The sequence below is a fragment of the Paraflavitalea sp. genome, from assembly GCF_059502485.1.
The window spans coordinates 1,942,678-1,962,118 of record NZ_JCACET010000008.1; the positions used below are offsets into that span (position 1 = coordinate 1,942,678).

At 47.4% G+C, this 19,441-nt stretch carries 12 protein-coding genes; 3 read left to right on the forward strand and 9 right to left on the reverse strand.

The features are described 5' to 3' along the window. Nucleotides 1–17 precede the first annotated feature (17 nt). The 3 genes from AC5JBY_RS10595 to AC5JBY_RS10605 all read right to left on the reverse strand — a co-directional run bounded on the left by AC5JBY_RS10595 (nt 18) and on the right by AC5JBY_RS10605 (nt 2,779). Nucleotides 18–485 (reverse strand): GNAT family N-acetyltransferase, encoded by a 468-nt coding sequence (locus AC5JBY_RS10595; RefSeq protein ID WP_495904553.1) that lies wholly within the window; start codon nt 483–485, stop codon nt 18–20. A gap of 4 nt (nt 486–489) precedes the next feature. Beyond that, nucleotides 490–1,716, reverse strand: coding sequence for a trans-sulfuration enzyme family protein (locus AC5JBY_RS10600; protein WP_495904554.1), 1,227 nt, complete (start codon nt 1,714–1,716; stop codon nt 490–492). Between the two features lie 70 nt (nt 1,717–1,786). Further along, a complete protein-coding gene (locus AC5JBY_RS10605; protein WP_495904555.1) occupies nt 1,787–2,779 on the reverse strand; it encodes a beta-ketoacyl-ACP synthase III in 993 nt (330 codons plus the stop codon). A 214-nt stretch (nt 2,780–2,993) separates the two neighbouring features. Here AC5JBY_RS10605 and ruvA point away from each other — a divergent pair, with 214 nt between their 5' ends. The 3 genes from ruvA to AC5JBY_RS10620 all read left to right on the forward strand — a co-directional run bounded on the left by ruvA (nt 2,994) and on the right by AC5JBY_RS10620 (nt 11,539). Beyond that, on the forward strand, nt 2,994–3,578 hold the full coding sequence (ruvA, locus tag AC5JBY_RS10610) for a Holliday junction branch migration protein RuvA (protein WP_495904556.1): 585 nt from the start codon (nt 2,994–2,996) through the stop codon (nt 3,576–3,578). Between the two features lie 99 nt (nt 3,579–3,677). Then, entirely contained in the window at nt 3,678–10,802 is a 7,125-nt protein-coding gene (gene sov / locus AC5JBY_RS10615) for a T9SS outer membrane translocon Sov/SprA (protein ID WP_495904557.1), read from the forward strand. Nucleotides 10,803–10,951: 149 nt separating this feature from the next. Beyond that, nucleotides 10,952–11,539, forward strand: a complete 588-nt coding sequence (locus AC5JBY_RS10620; protein WP_495904558.1) for a porin family protein — start codon at nt 10,952–10,954, stop codon at nt 11,537–11,539. 129 nt (nt 11,540–11,668) lie between these two features. Here the strand turns inward: AC5JBY_RS10620 and AC5JBY_RS10625 are convergent, their stop codons facing one another. From AC5JBY_RS10625 to guaB, 6 genes are all read right to left on the reverse strand, one after another. Beyond that, entirely contained in the window at nt 11,669–12,178 is a 510-nt protein-coding gene (locus tag AC5JBY_RS10625) for a hypothetical protein (protein ID WP_495904559.1), read from the reverse strand. Between the two features lie 125 nt (nt 12,179–12,303). Next, nucleotides 12,304–13,059 (reverse strand): SDR family NAD(P)-dependent oxidoreductase, encoded by a 756-nt coding sequence (locus AC5JBY_RS10630; protein WP_495904560.1) that lies wholly within the window; start codon nt 13,057–13,059, stop codon nt 12,304–12,306. A gap of 26 nt (nt 13,060–13,085) precedes the next feature. After that, complete coding sequence (locus AC5JBY_RS10635) at nt 13,086–15,758, reverse strand: PKD domain-containing protein (protein WP_495904561.1); 2,673 nt, start codon at nt 15,756–15,758, stop codon at nt 13,086–13,088. A 38-nt stretch (nt 15,759–15,796) separates the two neighbouring features. Continuing rightward, nucleotides 15,797–16,603: an alpha/beta fold hydrolase gene (locus tag AC5JBY_RS10640; protein ID WP_495904562.1), complete on the reverse strand. Its 807-nt coding sequence runs from the start codon at nt 16,601–16,603 to the stop codon at nt 15,797–15,799. Nucleotides 16,604–16,608: 5 nt separating this feature from the next. Beyond that, the gene (locus AC5JBY_RS10645) at nt 16,609–17,772 is read right to left on the reverse strand and encodes an Lnb N-terminal periplasmic domain-containing protein (RefSeq protein WP_495904563.1); all 1,164 of its coding nucleotides are present in this window, start codon (nt 17,770–17,772) and stop codon (nt 16,609–16,611) included. A 112-nt stretch (nt 17,773–17,884) separates the two neighbouring features. Further along, nucleotides 17,885–19,381 carry an IMP dehydrogenase gene (gene guaB, locus AC5JBY_RS10650; protein ID WP_495904564.1) on the reverse strand — a complete coding sequence of 499 codons (1,497 nt, stop codon included), beginning with the start codon at nt 19,379–19,381 and terminating at the stop codon, nt 17,885–17,887. Between the last annotated feature and the right edge of the window lie 60 nt (nt 19,382–19,441).

Genomic DNA, 19,441 nt, shown 5'->3' on the forward strand with positions numbered 1-19,441 from the left:
AACTCACCACTGACAACTCACAAATTAATCGTACAGTTCATCCATTCGTCGGAGATCACAGCATTGTATTTTTTGTAGAAGTTGATAGCAGGCTCATTCCAGTCGAGCACCTGCCACACCATGCCGCTATATTTCTTTTCTTTGGCTTCTTCCAGTACCCTTTCAAACAACAATTTGCCGAGCCCCTGGCCACGCATGGCCTCGCTCACCAGCAGGTCTTCCAGATACAGTCGTTGCCCTTTCCAGGTAGAATAACGAACATAATATAAGGCGAAGCCATAAACAGTTGCCGGACTATCGGCGGTAGCCGACGTTTCCGCCACAAAGGCCCACCACACAGGATTGGCGCCAAAACCACTCTCCACAAAATGTTCCATCGGAACCGTTACCTCATCCGGCGCCTTCTCAAAAACAGCCAGCTCATGGATCAACTCCATCAAACGTGGACAATCTTCCTTCACCGCCCTTCTTATATTAATATTCATATAATTATTTCAAAGCTTGATCCATATCCGCAATAATATCCTGGATATTCTCCATACCCACACTGATACGGATCAATCCATCAGTAATGCCATATTGCTCACGCTTCTCTTTGGGAACACTATAGTGCGTCATCGACGCTGGGTGACACATCAGCGTATCGCAGGTGCCCAGCGAAACAGTCCGCGTGCACATCTTCAACTTGTCCATCATATTGATGCCAGCCTGCAAACCACCCTTCAGCTCAACACTCAACATAGCACCGGGGTGGCGCATTTGTTTCGCAGAAACATAATGATCAGGATGATCAGGTAAGCCGGTATAATTCACCTTCGCAACAGCTGCATGACCATCCAGGAAACCGGCAACTTCCATCGCATTGTGACAGTGACGGTCCATACGCACCTCCAGTGTCTTCATCCCATTTACCAGTAAAAAAGCATCGAAAGGATTACTATTGCCACCAAGCATCCGGTGCACCTTCTTGCCCCAGGCATTCATGAATTCGAGATCACGCCCAAGGAACACGCCACCGATAGAAGTACCGTGACCATTGAGGAATTTAGTAGTAGAATGAATGATAAAATCCACACCGAAGCGGAAAGGCTGTTGCAAATAAGGGGTAGCGAAAGTGTTATCACACGCCACCAGCTTGCCATATTGCTTACCCAGCTTGGTCAACGCTTCAATATCTACACACTGCAACGTAGGATTCGCAGGCGTTTCAATATAGATCATCTTGATAGCAGGATCAGCCTTCAATGCTTCCTCCGCTTTATTCAGGTCACGCAGGTCGGCGATCACAGCACTGATGCCGAATTCAGGCAACAACCTGTCCATGAACTCCTGAGAGCCGCCATACAATGAATAATGAGAAAGGATCTTGTCGCCGGTTTTCAATGTGCTCATGAAAAGTGCACTGATAGCGGCCATGCCCGAAGCTTGCAGATAACCCTTTACAATTAATGGGCTGCCACCACCATCGGTGATACCAAAACTTTCCATGGCAGCGATCTTGTCAGCAGCTTCATCCATGGTAGGGTTGCCCCAGCGCGTGTATATATAACCATCTTCCTGACCACTGAAACGGCGCATGCCCTGTTCAGCAGAATCATAAACAAAAGTAGAAGAAGCATAAATAGGAGTAAGATGCGCATACCGTGGGTCTTGTGCATGACCACCATGAATAGCGAGCGAGCTGAATCCCGTCAGCGGAAAGTTTTGATCTGCCATTATATAATTTATTGAAGGTTTGACGCCGGTAAGTAAAAAAACATTTACTTACCACCTTCCTGGCTAAAAATTAATAACCCCATTTAACGAGCGTAGCGCCCCAGGTAAATCCGCCGCCAAAAGCAGCCAGTACAATATTGTCACCCTTCTTAAGCTGCTTTTCCCAATCCCACAAACAAAGCGGAATTGTACCGGCAGTAGTGTTACCATAACGTTGAATATTCAACATTACTTTATCATGCGAAAGACCCATGCGGTCCGCAGTGGCGTCAATAATACGTTTGTTGGCCTGGTGAGGAACCAGCCAGGCGATATCATCACCAGTCAGCTTGTTACGCTCCAGCAGTTCAGCACTTACATCAGCCATGCCCTTTACGGCAAACTTGAATACAGCCTGACCCTCCTGGTAAGCATAGTGCTCATTGTTGGCCACTGTTTCATTTGAAGCAGGACGGAGAGAGCCACCAGCCTTCATGTGCAGGTAGTTGCCACCAGAGCCATCACTTCTCAGGATGCTATCCTGAACACCATAACCCTCAGTACTGGGTTCCAGCAACACAGCGCCCGCACCATCACCAAAAATGATACAGGTAGCGCGATCATTATAATTAATGATAGAACTCATCTTATCGGCGCCCACAACCACCACCTTCTTGTAACGGCCACTTTCAATTAAAGAAGCGCCGGTAGTAAGAGAGTACAGGAAGCCGGAACAGGCAGCCAGCAGGTCGAAGCCCCAGGCATTCGTGGCGCCCAGCTTATGACAAGCCACATTGGCTGTGGAAGGAAACATCATATCGGGCGTAACAGTACCAACGATCAATGCATCGATCTCAGAAGGGTCGATACCGCGCTTGGCGCACAACTCCTTTACAGCAGGCACCACCATGTCGGACGTTGCCAAACCTTCACCCCTGAGAATTCTTCTTTCACTGATACCGGTACGGGTACGGATCCATTCATCATTCGTATCTACCATCTTTTCCAGGTCGAAATTCGTAAGCCTGTCTTCGGGAACATAGCCACCCACCGCAGTGATGGCAGCCGTGATTTTTTGACTCATGCTTCTATATATCGCTTTAGGTATTGAATAAGAACATTCAAGAGTGGGCAAAATTAGGGAAAAGTAAGAAGTCCGGGGCCGGAACTACTACACCCTGTTTGCTATGTTACCGCAAATGAACGATTACGTTACTTAAAAATTACTTTTTAACGCACCGATAACTAAAAAAGGTAAACCATTAGCCCAAACCTATAATTTCCCTATTTTCGCACCCATGATCGCGTTTATACGGGGCAACTTCGTGTACAAAACACCCACCTTAGTGCATCTGGAAGCCAATGGAGTGGGGTATGAGTTGCACATTAGCTTGCACACATACTCCGCCATACAGGAACTCGAAAAAGGTTTGTTGTACACCTACCTGCATATCCGGGAAGACGCGCACATCCTATACGGGTTTTCTGAAGTAGCCGAAAAAGACCTCTTCCTGATGCTCATCAGTGTATCAGGAGTAGGAGCAGCTACCGCCCGGATGATGTTGTCTTCGTTGAAACCAGATGAAATAGTGCGCGCCATTGCCAATGGCAACACCAAACAACTGGAAAGCATCAAAGGCATAGGAAGAAAATCTGCCGAACGTATTGTGCTGGAATTGAGAGATAAAATCAGCAAGACCAACTGGGAAGTAAATATTTCCCCATTGAAAAACAATACGTTGGAACAGGATGCGTTAAATGCTCTGATGGCACTGGGTATCCCCCGCGCCGCTGGTGAACAAGCTGTTCAAAAAGTAATAAAAGCTCAGCCGGACCTCGCCGTAGTAGAAGATATTATCAAGAAAGCGTTAAAAACACTCTAAGCCTATCGCAAACGGAATTCTACCTTACTAATTCTTGGAGAAAAAAGATTGGTCCGCACATTCAAACACATTAGACTGTCAGCCTTATGTAGCGCTGTATTGTGGGTTATATGCAGTACAACAGCGTCGGCTTTCCAGGCACCAGCCCAGGGAAATCCTCAACGCCCCCCTGCAGATACACTCAAATATCCTATACATGACCGTCGGGGAGATAGATACTCCAATCCGACCAGGTCTTCGCTTGACCTCAAAGACCCTGTAAACATTACAGACTCAGTCATCTACGATCCCAAAACAAAGCAATACTACATCATCGAAAAGATCGGCAGCTTCTATTACCGCAAGCCGACCTACCTCACCTTCGATGAGTTTATGCAGCTCCAGTCCCGCAAGATGGAAATGGAATACTTTAAAAAACGTTCCAACATCCTCAGCGGTCTGAATAAGAAACTGTTGCAGCCCAAAATGTCGGTTACCGACAACCTGTTCAACCGCATCTTCGGCAACGGAAAAGTAGAGATCAGGCCCCAGGGCGAGGTAAATATCATAGCTGGCTACCAGGGACAGAATATCAAGAACCCGGCCCTGCCCGAAAGAGCTCGCCGCAACGGTGGTCTCGACTTCGACATGAACGCCAACCTGAGCGTGATCGGCAACATCGGTGACAAGCTGAAACTGCCTATTAATTATAATACACAAGCCAACTTCGATTTCGACAACCAGCTGAAACTGGATTATACCGGTACCGAGGATGAGATCATCAAACGTATCGAAGCGGGTAACGTCGCTTTTTCTACCAAAGGTTCCCTCATACAAGGTGCCCAGGGCCTATTTGGTATCAAAACCCAGCTACAGTTCGGAAAGCTGTTCGTGACGGGTGTGTTGGCCAACCAACGTTCCCAAAGACAGTCCCTCGGCTTGCAAGGTGGATCTTCCAGCATGTCATTTGAATTCAAAGCCAATGACTACGAAGAGAACCGCCACTTCCTGTTAGCCCAGTATTTCCGGAACAACTTTAATAAAGCCATGTCCAACCTGCCGGTGGTCAACTCGCAGATTCAGATCTTGCGGGTGGAAGTGTGGGTTACCAACCGCAACGGCTCAACGACAGAAACAAGAGACATCGTTGGTTTGATGGATTTGGGGGAACCTAATCCATACAGTCCTCAACCCCCCGGCACATTGGTTCCCCCCAACGGTATGCCCGATAACCGGGTAAATGGATTGTATCGGGCACTTGCCACCGACGATGCCAGCCGCCGTTCGTCTACCGTAACAGGTAAATTGGCCTCGTTAGGATTACGGGCCGTGCAGGATTTCGAAAAAACATTCGCCCGCAAGCTTAACCCATCAGATTTTTATTTCAACCCCCAGGTGGGGTTTTTGTCGTTAAGCCAACCCTTGCAACCGGATGAGGTGCTCGGTGTTGCTTACCAGTACCAATACAATGGCCAGATCTACCAGGTAGGAGAGTTTTCACAAGATGTGCCACCCGATACCACCGCTGCAGTATCAGGGACCCAAAAAGTACTGTTCCTTAAATTGCTGAAAGCAACTTCTCAGCGTACCAACCTGCCACTGTGGGACCTGATGATGAAGAACGTATATTCCCTGAAGTCACCCGATGGGAGCTACCTGTCAAGCATCCAACCCGGCGATTTCAAATTGAACGTATTATATGAAGAGCCCAGCCTGGGTAAAAAACGTTTCTTACCGGAGGGAGATAAAACGGGCGTGCCGCTCATTACCCTCTTGAACCTGGACCGGCTCAATGCCCGGAACGACCCATTACCCGATGGGGTGTTCGACTATATAGAAGGCTTTACCGTTATTTCCCAGCAGGCACGCATCATCTTCCCATTCCTTGAACCGTTCGGCGCCGACCTGGGTACCCAGGCCTTTGCGGGCAGTACACCGGAAATACGACAGAAATATTTGTTTACACCACTCTACGATACGATCAAAGAAATAGCCAAGACCTACGCCAACCTCGACCGCTACATTATCACGGGCTCAGCAAAAGGCAACTCCAGTACAGAAATATCACTGGGAGCCTTCAACGTACCACAGGGATCGGTCAGCGTAACAGCAGGCGGACAGGTATTACGCGAGAACGTAGACTATGTAGTGGATTACAACCTTGGTACTGTAAAGATCATCAACCAGGCGATCCTCAATGCAGGACTGCCGGTCAACGTACAGTTTGAGAACAATGCAGGCTTTGGGATACAGCAACGAAACTTCCTGGGGCTACGGCTCGACTATATGGCCAAAAACACGGCCCGCGAATCCTTACAGATTGGCGGTACGATGGTGCGTCTGGCAGAAAGACCCTTCTATACCAAGACGGGATACAATGAAGATCCTATCCGCAACACAATGTATGGGGTGGACTTCAATTACCGCACAGAAGCACCACGCCTGACCCGCTGGTTAGATAAACTGCCTTTCTACAATACAACGGAGATGAGTACCATCACCGCCTATGGAGAAGCAGCCTACCTCAAACCCGGTCACCCCAAACAAATTGGTGAAGGACGTAGCGGGTTGATCTTTATAGATGACTTCGAAGGAGCGCGCAATGCTATCGACCTTCGCTTCCCGCTGGTAAACTGGGGCCTCGCCTCTACGCCGGCTGGCAATGGCCTCTTCCCCGAAGCAGACTACCGCGACTCATTACCTTATGGATTCAACAGGGCCAGGATCGCCTGGTATAACATAGAACCAGTATTGCAGGACAAGCGCGCTGCCAATAACCCCATCAAGGGATATGAGGATTTTACAGACCCGCGCATCCGTCCGGTAAACGTAACACAGATCTATCCCAACCGTACACCCGATTTCGGACAGGCACAGTTGGTGACATTCGATATGGCCTACTACCCACAAAACAGAGGGCCTTACAACTTTGATGCTACCAATATACAAGCAGATGGAAAACTGTTGAACCCAGAAAAAAGATGGGGTGGTATTATGCGTGGCATCGACCAGGTAGATTTTGAAACCGGCAACGTAGAGTTCATCGAGTTCTGGTTGCAGGACCCTTATCTGAAGAATCCTGGTAGCAACGGAGGACAACTGTACTTCAACCTTGGAAATATATCAGAAGATGTACTGAAAGATGGTAAACGCTTCTTTGAAAATGGTATCAGTGGAGCAGTGACCAAAGCGTTGGAAGATTCAGCCACCCGTTGGGGTAAAGTTCCAGCCAACCCCATCCAGGTTACACAGGCATTCAGTAACGATCCTGCCGACCGTCCTTTGCAGGATGCCGGCTTCGATGGCCTGGACGATGAGGCTGAGCGTAGGAAGTTCCAGAACTACCTGAACCAACTGGCAGCCAACTTTGGTGTCAACTCAGACGTATATCAGCGTGCCTTGCAGGATCCTGCAGGAGATAATTTTACCAATTATCGCGATGCTGCATACGACAACACCCGCACAGGTATCCTGGGACGTTACAAGCAGATCAATAGCCCGCAAGGCAACTCACCAGTAGCAAGCACAGGGTCAGACTTCGTGAGCGCCTTCACCCTCTATCCCGATCAGGAAGAGTTCAACCGTGATAATACACTCAACGAACTGGAAGAATATTTTGAGTACAAAGTAGAACTCAAGAGAAATCAGTTCATCGTAGGCCAAAACTTTATTACCGACAGTATTGGATTTACACCCAGCGGCGGTATGCACGAGACCTGGTACCTGTTCCGCATTCCAATTGCCGGATACCAGAATAAGATTGGTAACATTCCCGACTTTAAATCCATCCGTTTCATCCGGATGTACCTGACAGGGTTTACCGATTCTGTAGTACTGCGTTTTGCCAAGTTGGAATTGGTGCGCAACCAGTGGAGACGTTTCAATTACGAATTGGATACTACCGGCCAGTATGTATTGATCCCTACCAACTCAGGAACTACCTTCAAGCAACTGGCAGTTAATATTGAAGAGAACAGCTCCCGTAAGCCTGTTCCTTACAGAACACCGCCCGGTGTTGTTCGTCAGCAACAATTGAGCAATAACAACGTAAACATATTGCTCAACGAACAATCGCTGAGCATGCAGGTATGTGCATTGCCCAAAAAAGAAGTACGCGGCGTATTCAAAACCATGAACCTCGACCTGCGACAGTATGGACGATTACAGATGTACATCCATGCGGAGTCGGTGAACTCCAGCACAGACATCAAGGATAATGAACTATATGGAGTGGTCAGGTTGGGTAACGACCTTATCAATAACTATTATGAGGTAAGGATACCGTTAAAGATAACACCGTGGTATACCAATGCAGATGACCTTATTTGGCCTTCACAGAATGAAATGGACCTTCAATTGGATAAACTCATCCAGTTGAAAGTGACACGCAATAACCAGAGCAACAATGCTACCTACTTTAAACAAACAGACGCCGATGGTAAAGAATACGCCATCCTCGGAAATCCCAACCTGGGAGAAGTACGCGTAATGTTTGTGGGCGTAGAGAACCGCAATAGAGAACTGGCCTGTACCGAAGTCTGGATCAATGAGCTTCGACTCAGTGAACTGAACGAAAAAGGTGCATGGGCCGCATTAGGCCGCATTGACTTCAAATTGGCCGACCTGGGTACCCTGTACCTTTCAGGAAGCTACCGCGGCATAGGTTTCGGTTCCATCGAACAACGGGTTAATGAACGTGCACGGGAAGACTTTACACAGTTTGACGCTGCTACACAGTTGGAACTGGGTAAACTGTTGCCACAAAAAGCAGGCATATCGATCCCCTTCTATGCCAGCATTTCCAAAACTGTCAGCTCGCCACAATACGATCCATATGACCTGGATATAAAGCTGAAGGATAAACTAAAAGGCGCGCCCGCCAACCAGAAAGATTCTATTCGCGAAGATGCAGTAGATGTAAAGACGATCAAGTCAGTGAGCTTTACCAACGTGAAGAAGAACAACACCAGTGGCAAAAAACAACAAATATGGAGTATAGAGAACATCGATGTCAGCTACTCCTATTATAAAGAAGAACAGCACAGCCCATTGATAGAAAACAATGAGTTGGTACGCCATCGTGCGGGCTTGGGATACAACTATTCATCATCCCCTGTATATTGGGAACCTGCAAAGAGACTCTTTAAATCGAAGTCGCCCTGGCTGTCGATCATCAGGGATTTTAACATCAACCCATTACCATCGTTACTGGGTTTCAGGGCAGATGTGAACCGGCAGTTTGGTGCCTATAGACCACGTAATGTGGGCGAAGCCAAGGGAACATTACCGGAAACATACGACAAGTATTTTACGTTCGATCGTATATATAACCTGCGTTGGGACCTTACAAGGTCATTCAACGTCGACTTCACTGCTACCAATAAAGCGTGGATCGATGAAGACAGCGGACGCCTGGATAAGCAGGATCGTAGCAGTATGTGGAGCAGGTTCTGGAAAGGAGGCCGTACCATATCCTATATGCAAACAGCCAACTTCTCCTACACGCTGCCAACAGCCAAAATACCGGTACTCGACTTTGCAACCATTCGGGCCAACTATATAGCTTCATTCAATTGGGTAGGAGCATCATTAATAGCCCGCAACCTCGGAAATACCATCTCCAATACACAACAGAAAGGAGTAACAGCCGAGTTTGACTTTACAAAACTGTATAGCAAGTCAAGATTGCTTAGAGCGTTCGAAGAAGAAGGTGCTGCTCCAACGCCAGGCGCACCACCAGTGCCTCCTGCACAAAAGGATACTACTGGCAAGAAGAAGCAAAAGAGAGACCGTAGCCAGCCACTGGAATTAAGCGGAGGGGTAAAATTTGCCGGTCGCTTCCTCACCATGCTGAAGCGGATGAACGTACAATACCAGGAAAATGCCAGCGCTACTATCTACGGCTACACAGATAGCACACGCATATTGGGAATGAACTTTAGATCCATGGCGCCGGGCCTGGGCTTCATCTTCGGTGGCCAGCCCGATACAAACTTTGTCAATACCATCGCAAGGAAAGGTTGGTTGACGTCCGACTCATTGTTCAACTTCCAGAATGTGCAGGATTATACACAGAAGTTGACCATTAATGCAACGTTGCAGCCAATCCGTGATCTGAATATCGACCTTACCCTGGAGAAGAGCTTTGGTAAGAACTACCGTGAATTGTACAAGGATACTACTGGTACCGGCAATAGCTTTGCCCGCCTCGCTCCTTATACTGCAGGTAGCTTCAGCGTGAGCTGGATTACATTCAAAACACTGTTCACCCCTGCCAATCCAAACGAGGTATCCGAGATATTCCAGAAGTTCGAAAGCTATCGCATCATCATGTCGAAGCGGTTGGCAGAACAAAACCCGTATTGGCAAGACCTGCCTGCTAACCAAAAGTTCCAGTCAGATGGATTCTATACAGGTTACAACCGTTATGCACAAGACGTGTTGATCCCTGCGTTCATCGCTGCCTATTCAGGAAAAGATCCCCAATCCATCACGCTGATCAAACAAAGCAATCCGAACATACGTTCCAACCCATTCTCAGGCATACTGCCCAAGCCCAACTGGGGACTTACCTATACAGGCTTGACACGTATACCAGGGCTGGATAAGATCTTCACCAGCTTCACCCTATCACACCGCTACAACAGCAGGTTGAGCATGAATAGCTTCAACTCTGCATTGCTGTATGAAGATCCTCGATTTGTGAGCTATCCGGGCTTTTATGATTCTACATCCGGCAACTTCGTACCATACTTCCTGGTACCTAACATATCTATAGAAGAACGCTTCGAGCCGTTGATCGATTTCGATATGCAATTCACCAACCAGGTAACAGCACGGTTCGGATTTAAGAAATCAAGACAATTGAGCTTAAGCCTGATCGACTTCCAGCTCAGTGAGATGCGCTCAACAGAGTTCGAGCTGGGTGCGGGTTTCCGTAAGCGTGGACTTTTCTCATTCATTAAATGGAAAGGAAAGCCACTGGACAATGATGCCAGCTTCCGACTCGACTTCAGTATCCGTGATGACATCACCGCCAACAGCCGGTTAGACCAGGACCAGGTATTACCAACAGCCGGTCAGAAAGTGATCTTTATTAACCCTTCGATCGACTATGTGATCAGCAACCGGGTTAACATTAAACTCTATTTCGACCAACGGCGTACAATACCCAAAATATCAACCTCTCCGCCCATCACCAACACAAGGGCAGGAGTACAGATAAGAATATCATTAGCACAGTAAAGAGCGGGCCGTCCTCAAGGACGGCTCACTTTTTTCCCAACCACAGTATGCTTCCCCCGCGCATGAGATTTGCATAGGAGATTTTCTGACCTGTTACAGGCAGTAGTCATGATAATTAAATACCTATTCAAATCACAAAAAATGAATTTATGAAACGACTAATCGTTGCAGCGTGCTTACTGATGAGTGCCACAAGCTTTGCGCAAACATTTCAACTGGGTATAAAAGGCGGCGTTAACGTCAGCAACTTTACCGGCGGAAACTTTGAGAACATTGATAAAAAATCGCTTGTAGGATTCCATGCAGGCGGCTTCGTCAGTTTCTTTTTGGGCGACAACTTTGCGATACAGCCCGAAGTACTGTTCTCCTCACAAGGTGCCAAACTGGAGAGTGCAGGTCAGAAACAGAACCTGAAAGTGTCTTACATCAATGTACCCGTAATGCTGAAATACCGCTTCAACGGAGGCTTTTACCTCGAAGCAGGCCCACAGATCGGATTCAAGGTAAACGAAAAGACAGATGACATGCAGATAGACGACTTTGCAAAGAGCACCGACCTTTCAGTAGCAGGAGGCCTGGGCTTTCATAGCTCCAGCGGCCTGGGTATAGGCGCTCGTTATACAGCCGGACTTTCCAAAGTAGGAGATTTCGACACAGGTAACATCGATCCAGATTTTAAGAATGGAGTAATACAGGTTAGCCTGTTCTTTACGCTGTTCAACAACAATAAGAAATAGGAGAGTGGATTCAAAAAAATTAAAGGGTGAGACGCTCTACATGAGCAGCTCACCCTTTTATTGTTCAAAACTAATAAGATAATTAAGTAGATATATTCAATAAGCTTCAGCTTGAATGGATGAGATAATTTACTTGGTGCTTCTTCCTTGCGCCTGATCACCGGGACCGTTCTTCTTCAGCAACATAACATAGCCGCATAGTTTTTTCTTCTTCTTGTTAACCTGCACGGGTTTGATCATGTGGTACTCGGTAAACTGAGGAACATAACTATAGCTGATGATATTACCATCAACCGTGCCCCATATGTTCTTTTTGTACACTACCTCACGTTCATTCCAATCGTACATGCGTACTTCATACAACCGCGAAGTAGGATCGCCAATAAAGATGAATTGGTAACCGGTTCCTTGATTCATTGGCATTACAATGGGCATTTCATACTCGCTTTCCATGATCATGGAAGCCTCGCGCATCACGGTAAAGCCCTGGGCAGAATAGATCTGTTTCAAACTGTCTACCGTTTGCTGATAAGGATTGCCACCTTCACAACCTTGCTGCTTGATGGCATCTTGCGCCAATAAAGAATTGGTGAAAAAAAGAAATAAGACGGGAATAGCCTTACATAGGAACTTAACCATAAAAAGGGTTTTTGTAGGGATGTGGATTATGATTCTATCCCAAAATAATCAAAACAGATAGAAATCGCAATCCCCCCTGGTTTATTTTCCCGGCTACTACTAATTGGCTGTATGTCAATTAGTTATTATCCCTTATAAAGGTACATGGAGTTAGCCTGCGCAGTACAGGTCATTACCAGGTCATTGATACAAACATGGGGTGGGAGCGTCGTTGTATAGTATACCACATCAGCTACATTCTCAGCCGTTAAAGGATCATACCCTTCATATACCTTACGCGCCTGGTCCTCATCCCCTTTGAAACGAACATTGGAAAACTCCGTGTCCGCAGCACCCGGATGAACAGCGGTCACCTTTATGTGGTGGCGCAGCAGATCGATCCGCATGCCTTGGGAAATAGCATTGACCGCATGCTTTGTAGCGCAATAAGTGTTCCCTTTTTCATACACCTCCTTGCCGGCAGTAGAACCAATATTGATAATATGACCCTTTTTACGTTCTACCATGCTGGGGATCACAGCTTTGGACACGTATAACAAACCCTTTACGTTGGTGTCGATCATGGTGTCCCAATCTTCCAGAGAAGCATCATCAAAATAATCCCTTCCCAAAGCCAGCCCGGCATTGTTAACCAGTACGTCTATAGCTTTCCACGAAGCTGGCAATTGTTCGATAGCTTCAAAACAGGCTTTCCTGCTGCGAATGTCGAAGCACAGCGCAATTACTTCAATACCATACGAGGAAGTAAGAGAGTCTTTTAATTCCTGCAGCCGTTCAGCACGGCGGCCAGTAATAATGAGGTTATAATTGTTAGCGGCAAACTTGACGGCGATTGCTTTTCCAAAACCCGAAGTGGCGCCCGTAATCAGTGCTATAGACATGCAGAATTATTTTATGCCGCAAGATACTATCTTATCAACATAGCAATCCCTTTCTGCACTACGGTCTTACCAGTGAAGTCTTTACCCTTCACTTCCCATACATACATCCCAGAGTCCTGAGGCTTGCCGCCCAACTTACCATCCCAGCCCATACCATGTTGCGTAGTCTGGAAAACGAGCTGTCCCCACCGGTTGAACACCCGGAAGTATTCCAGTTGTGTAATACCAACGGGGATGGGACGTAAACGGTTGTTCTGACCGCCATCAGGTCTGAAAGCATTGGGTACAAATATCTGAGGATTGGTGCGGAATACTTTGATGTTGATAGTATCGAGGTCAAAGCAGCCTTCAGCAGTATACACCTTCAGTTGATAACTGAAACTATTGCTCAGGTTAGCAATAGGGTCTTTAACATCATTCCTGTTGAGATAATTAGGCGGTTGCCATTCATAGAAGTCGGCGCCCCTGCCAGTCAGTTGCAACGGTTGACCAATCACAACAGAAGTATCATTCCCGGCAAAAGCAAACAGCTGCCTGCGCACAGTAACCGTTATCGTATCCCGTTTAGGTTTGTCACAACCTCGGCTATCATATACACTTAGAACATAATCAGTAGTTCTGCGGGGCCATGCCAGCGGATTTAAAATCGTTGGGTCACTTAAAGTATTGATAGGCGACCAATCAAACCGGTTGCCAATAATAGAAGCATTTAAGTTGGCTGTATCATCATAACAAATAATTGTATCAGCGCCGGCCCTGGAAGTTGGATAAGGTACAGCTTTAATTTGAAGTTCGTCGCGGGAAGAACATTTACCAATCTCCGCCAACACAGAATAAGTGGTGAACTCATCAGTAGGTGAAATCAGCGGATTCCTGGCATGAATATCACTGATAGGACTGGGAGATGGATTAGTAGTCCAGGTAAACTTCAAACCATCTGTAGAAGGCCTTAACTGAATAGTATCAGTAAGACAAATAATATCATCCGGTCCTGCATTAAGCGTTACTACAGGTACTACACGTACGCGCACAGTATCTTCACTCACACATCCATTCTCATCCAGTTGCACGGTATAAGTGGTCGTAGTTTTAGGGAATACCAGCGGGTCTGGTGTATTCGTTCGTAATATCTCCACCAGCGGCGACCAGCTGAAAACGCCATTCCCCGAGGCATGAAGTTGCAACGTGTCCTGGACAAATGCATTACTGCAAATAAGCGTATCCTTGAACGCGAGTGTGATCGGAGGCTTATCACGCACATCAGCCTGTAATGTAATGGTATCTACGCAGCCCTTATTGCTCTCAACGATCAGCTGAACATCCTTCATACCGATGGTGTTGTATTGCCAGGAAGAAGGATTGAGATGCGAAGTATCAGCTTGCGTGGTTTCATCACCAAAGTTCCAGCGCCATTTACTGACAGCACCATAACGCGCAGTAGTAAGGTCTGTGAACTGGATGGGCTTTAACAAACAAGTACCGGTGATCCTGAAATTGGGAAAGAAGCCGGGATACACTTTGGCGAGCGTGGTAGTAGAGTCAACACACTGGCCGGCCAGAATAACTTTCAGCTTGATGGTGTAAGTGCCGGTATCGGCAAACAGGTGTTGCATTCTTCCTTCCACATCAGTAGTCGTATCAGGCTTTGAACCATCTCCATATTGCCAGATGTACACCGAGTTGGCCGGGTTAACCTGTTCGTTCCTGAACGTAACGAGGAAGTCATCACAATAAGAATAATCAGGTTTCAGCAAAGCCTTCAACGGAATACAATCCGCTACGCGTATATGAATATCCTTCCGGTGAATATTGATGAGCTGGCCATCACGATATTCATACGCACAGGCAGTCACCACATATTGTCCCTCAACACTGGGCGCCACACCCGACAAAAGTCCGGTAAAACGATTAAGCGATACACTCAGGCCCATCGGCGACGAACCGTCGTAGGGCGCCCGGTAAGGAATAGAGTTATAAGGTGGGGGAGCAGCAGGGTCAGGTTGAGCACAGGTTAAACAATTATTACCACCACTCATACCAGGACCACCACCGTTATAAGCATTGCACAGTTGATAAACTACAGAATCAGCATCGGCGTCAACAGCTGAAAAATCAAAAGTAAAAGTAGAACCGAAGCAAATAGCTACGGCATCATGCGGATTGAAAACAGGGCTTGAGTTTTTATATGCAGGGCGGGAAATGACACCGGTAACAATACCGGGGATTTCGCACGTATAAGTAGCTCCATAATCGTTACTGCGGTTAGGCATATTCTGAATACCCTGGATGCGGCAGCAACGTTGGAAAGCGATTACATAACCGGCCGCATTGACAGGCAGGTCGATGGTCGCTTCAAAGTAGCGAAGGCGGTAGCAAACATCGGTAGGCGGGTTGCTGATACAGGGATTACTGTTCGGATCATACCGGATCCATTCTTCCCGGGTAAGGTCCACCTTGATGTTCCTGAACTGGGAATTATTCGTTTTATCGAAAATGGTGAAAGGCTGGGTATCCTCCAATTGGCCTTGCCCCGCATTACAATCTACATAAAGCTTTAATGTGACAATATACCTCGACATCGTAGCAGTGGAGTTCACACTGTCGTAGCGGTAATACATTTCACCACCCCTGATGTGGGCGGCAAAAACCGTCGGGATAAGGCAGGACAATAAAAGAAATATGAGTAGGACTTTCTTCATGTAATCACCTGCTCCTCATAGCAGTTTGGTTAAACAATTCAGGCATTTGCCAGAAAATCGGCCAGGAACTTGTTGCTAAGCCCCTGTTCCTCCAGCATACCCATATGAGCCGAATGCTTGAGCAGGTGGATATATGACAGCAAAGGCAGGTGGCACTGTTGCATCGCATGGTCGGGTGGTACTGCTGTATCATATTCACCTGCAATGAATAACACAGGATACGTGGATTTTTCAAGGACTGCCGTCCGGTCCGGACGGGCCATCATTGACTTGTAATATTGTACGAGCGATTCAGCTGAAAAGTTGGAATAACGCTCAATAAATTCCTGAACAACAGCGGCATTTTCCTGCTTAAAAGCAGGCGAAAAGAGGTTGGGAGTAGTTTGCTGGATAAACAGCGCAGCGCCATGCTGCAATATGAACTCGATCCCCTTTTGCCGGGTAGCCTTCTTTTCCTCCGAATCGGCATAAGCCGTAGAGTGAAAAAGACCGATCCCTTTGAGCCGATCGGGGTGCAACTCCGCAAAAGCAAGCATCACATACCCACCCATGCTATGCCCGATCATCACGAATGGCTCATCGCCGGGCACCTCGTCAGTTACGATCTCCTTCACGGCCGCTGCCAATCCTTCCATGCTCATATCCTCGCTCATACCCGAACGGCCACTGCCCGGCAGGTCGGGTACAATGAGCCGGTATTTTGCCTCCAATGCCTCAATCTGGTGCTGCCATACAGTGCCATCCTCTGCAAAACCATGCAGAAGAACTACAGGCGCGCCTGTGCCAATAACACGATAGAATAGGGCCCGTCCGTCAATATCGATGAATTTTTCAGTTGCTGCCATGATAATTACATTTTACTGCGATACCAGCTCCGGACAAGTATCAGGCCAAGGATGGGAGCAATGGCTGGGTTTAGTGCCTGTGGCAAAATAAACCACGTGGCGCCCAGCAATAAAGTGATAATACAAACCACCTTGAAATAAGATTTCACCCATTGCTTCTGCCGGTTCATCACAAATACCACCACAAAATGCGTAGGCAAAGCCCACAGCAGATTGAAATTATTGCGGCAAACATCGTCCACCCTGATCAGCCAGAGCGTAGCCAGCAAAACACCCAATAAGCCCAGCAGCAAAAAAAAGAAAATATCGAAACCACGCAAAAAGGCTGACGACCGGCTGCCCTTAAGAATCGACAGAATGGTAATAAAAATCAACAAACCGGTAAACAACACAAATGGAGTGAACCGGCTGCCGGTCTCTACAGCAGTAGTGGAGACGATAACAACAGGCTCCGTTTTCTGCACCAGCGGTTGGGCGCCGGAACTGGCATTGTCAAAACCCTTCAAGAGGTAGTCGGGGAGGAACATAGCTTCCCGGTTGCTGACCTTTTTATCGAGGTTACTGCCCAGTAGAATGTCAATCCCGAATTTACTCCAGGGTTGATGTCCCTTATCGAGGTACACATGCAAGAGGTTACGATAGCTGGGAGTTTCAGTAGGCAAAATGTTTTTGAACACCACCGGGCTGTCGGTGTTTTTAATGATCATATCACCCGCGCGGGTAGTGCAGTTATCTAAGTGAAAGTAATAATAGTAATTGCGGTTTTGTTCCTGAGCGTTATCCCGGAGCGCATTGAATATCTTGTTTTTTTCGGCACAGGACAATTGAATCTCCTGCTCGATAACACCACGCTGCTGCGATCGATACTCCTCTACAAAGTCTCTAAATGAATAAGCGGAGAGGGAATAGTACATAAGGCCCCGCGTAAAGTCCCAATAGAACTTGGTAGGGTCCGAGTCATCGAAAGTACCATAGTTGAAAACGATGTCCATGCCGGTGGCGCTGCTCGATACACGCACGGCTGTATGGCCAAACGCAGAGTACAACTCTTCACCCGGGCTACAGGTGAGCAGGCTGATGCGGAGTCCGCAGGAATCTGACTGAGAATAAGTATAGCGTGAAACAGAAAAGCAGAGCAGAAGCAATAATACTACCCGGGCTCGTTGCATGGACGGTAATTTCCCGAAAGATAGGAAAACAAGTTGCAAAGTTCAAAGGTTAACAAGTTGATAAGATACAGGGGCGCCCTGTCAACCTATCAACCTGTTAACTTGTCAACCCCTATCTGCTATAATTGGGGGCTTCTCTCGTAATCTCGATATCGTGCGCGTGGCTCTCTTTCATACCTGCATTGGTGATGCGTACAAATTGAGCCTGCTGTAACGCTTTAATGTCTTTGGCTCCGCAATAACCCATACCTGAACGAAGGCCACCAACATATTGATAAACGATCTCGCTCAGGTTGCCTTTGAAAGCTACCCGGCCTTCAATACCTTCTGGTACAAATTTCTTTACATCATCCTCTACATCCTGGAAGTAGCGGTCGCCGCTGCCCTGGCTCATAGCGCCAATGGAACCCATACCACGGTATTGTTTGAATTTCCGTCCTTCATAGATGATCGTTTCACCGGGGCTTTCTTCCGTACCGGCAAAAACACTACCCATCATCACGATGTTGGCGCCGGCAGCTAAAGCCTTCACCATATCACCGGTATAACGGATACCACCATCGGCAATAAGCGGAATCCCTTTTTTATGCAGAACAGAAGCAGCTTCCATGATGGCAGTGATCTGCGGAACACCTGCACCGGCAACGATACGCGTGGTGCAAATAGAGCCCGGTCCGATACCTACCTTCACAGCATCGGCACCTGCTTCAGCCAATGCCTTGGCGCCTGCAGCAGTACCGATATTACCTGCTATTACCTGTAGCTTTTTGAAGTTCTTCTTTACCGCTTTCAATGCTTCGATAACGCCTTTGCTATGACCGTGCGCACTGTCGAGGCAAACAATATCCACCCCGATCTGCTGCAGTGCAGCAGCCCTGTCGAGCAGGTCGCGGGTAATGCCCAGTGCAGCGCCGGTGAGCAGACGGCCGTAAGAATCTTTTACTGCGTTGGGATAACTTTGTAGTTGTAAAATATCGCGGTAAGTGATCAGGCCGATCAGTGTACCATCTTTCCTGATAACAGGAAGCTTTTCAATCTTATGTTGACGCAGGATCTGACCTGCTTTCTTCATGTCGGTTCCTTCAGGAGCAGTGATCAACTCTTTCGTCATCACTTCACTCACCTTGCGGCCACTGGCAGTTTCAAAACGCAGATCACGATTGGTGAGAATGCCTACCAGCTTTTGATTGGTGTTAACAATGGGAATACCACCGATCTTATTCTCCTTCATGAGGCGAAGCGCATCACCAATAGTTGCGTCCTCATGTAAAGTAATGGGGTCCAGGATCAGCCCACTTTCACTACGTTTTACCTTGCGCACTTGTTCAGCCTGACGCTCGATGCTCATATTCTTGTGCAGGATACCGAGACCACCTTCGCGTGCGAGCGCAATAGCCAGGTTGGCTTCAGTAACAGTGTCCATTGCAGAAGAAAGCATGGGAGTATTCAGTGTAATATCTTTGGTAAGTTTGGTGCGGATGTCTACTTCGCGGGGCAATACTTGCGAATAAGCAGGAACCAGTAAAACGTCATCGAACGTTAAACCATCGCCAAAAAACTTACTTGAACTGGGGGAATTTGTCCGGAGAGAAGAATTTCTTGTTGCCATGTGCAAAGGTAGCGTAACAGCACAATATGCTCCAAAAGATTTTTAAAAGCAGGTCGAAAC

What these genes read in the sequence shown, in the direction of transcription:
- AC5JBY_RS10595 (WP_495904553.1), bottom strand. Translation starts at nt 485, where the DNA reads ATGAATATTAATATAAGAAGGGCGGTGAAGGAAGATTGTCCACGTTTG.
- AC5JBY_RS10600 (WP_495904554.1), bottom strand. Translation starts at nt 1,716, where the DNA reads ATGGCAGATCAAAACTTTCCGCTGACGGGATTCAGCTCGCTCGCTATT.
- AC5JBY_RS10605 (WP_495904555.1), bottom strand. Translation starts at nt 2,779, where the DNA reads ATGAGTCAAAAAATCACGGCTGCCATCACTGCGGTGGGTGGCTATGTT.
- ruvA (WP_495904556.1), top strand. Translation starts at nt 2,994, where the DNA reads ATGATCGCGTTTATACGGGGCAACTTCGTGTACAAAACACCCACCTTA.
- AC5JBY_RS10620 (WP_495904558.1), top strand. Translation starts at nt 10,952, where the DNA reads ATGAAACGACTAATCGTTGCAGCGTGCTTACTGATGAGTGCCACAAGC.
- AC5JBY_RS10625 (WP_495904559.1), bottom strand. Translation starts at nt 12,178, where the DNA reads ATGGTTAAGTTCCTATGTAAGGCTATTCCCGTCTTATTTCTTTTTTTC.
- AC5JBY_RS10630 (WP_495904560.1), bottom strand. Translation starts at nt 13,059, where the DNA reads ATGTCTATAGCACTGATTACGGGCGCCACTTCGGGTTTTGGAAAAGCA.
- AC5JBY_RS10635 (WP_495904561.1), bottom strand. Translation starts at nt 15,758, where the DNA reads ATGAAGAAAGTCCTACTCATATTTCTTTTATTGTCCTGCCTTATCCCG.
- AC5JBY_RS10640 (WP_495904562.1), bottom strand. Translation starts at nt 16,603, where the DNA reads ATGGCAGCAACTGAAAAATTCATCGATATTGACGGACGGGCCCTATTC.
- AC5JBY_RS10645 (WP_495904563.1), bottom strand. Translation starts at nt 17,772, where the DNA reads ATGCAACGAGCCCGGGTAGTATTATTGCTTCTGCTCTGCTTTTCTGTT.
- guaB (WP_495904564.1), bottom strand. Translation starts at nt 19,381, where the DNA reads ATGGCAACAAGAAATTCTTCTCTCCGGACAAATTCCCCCAGTTCAAGT.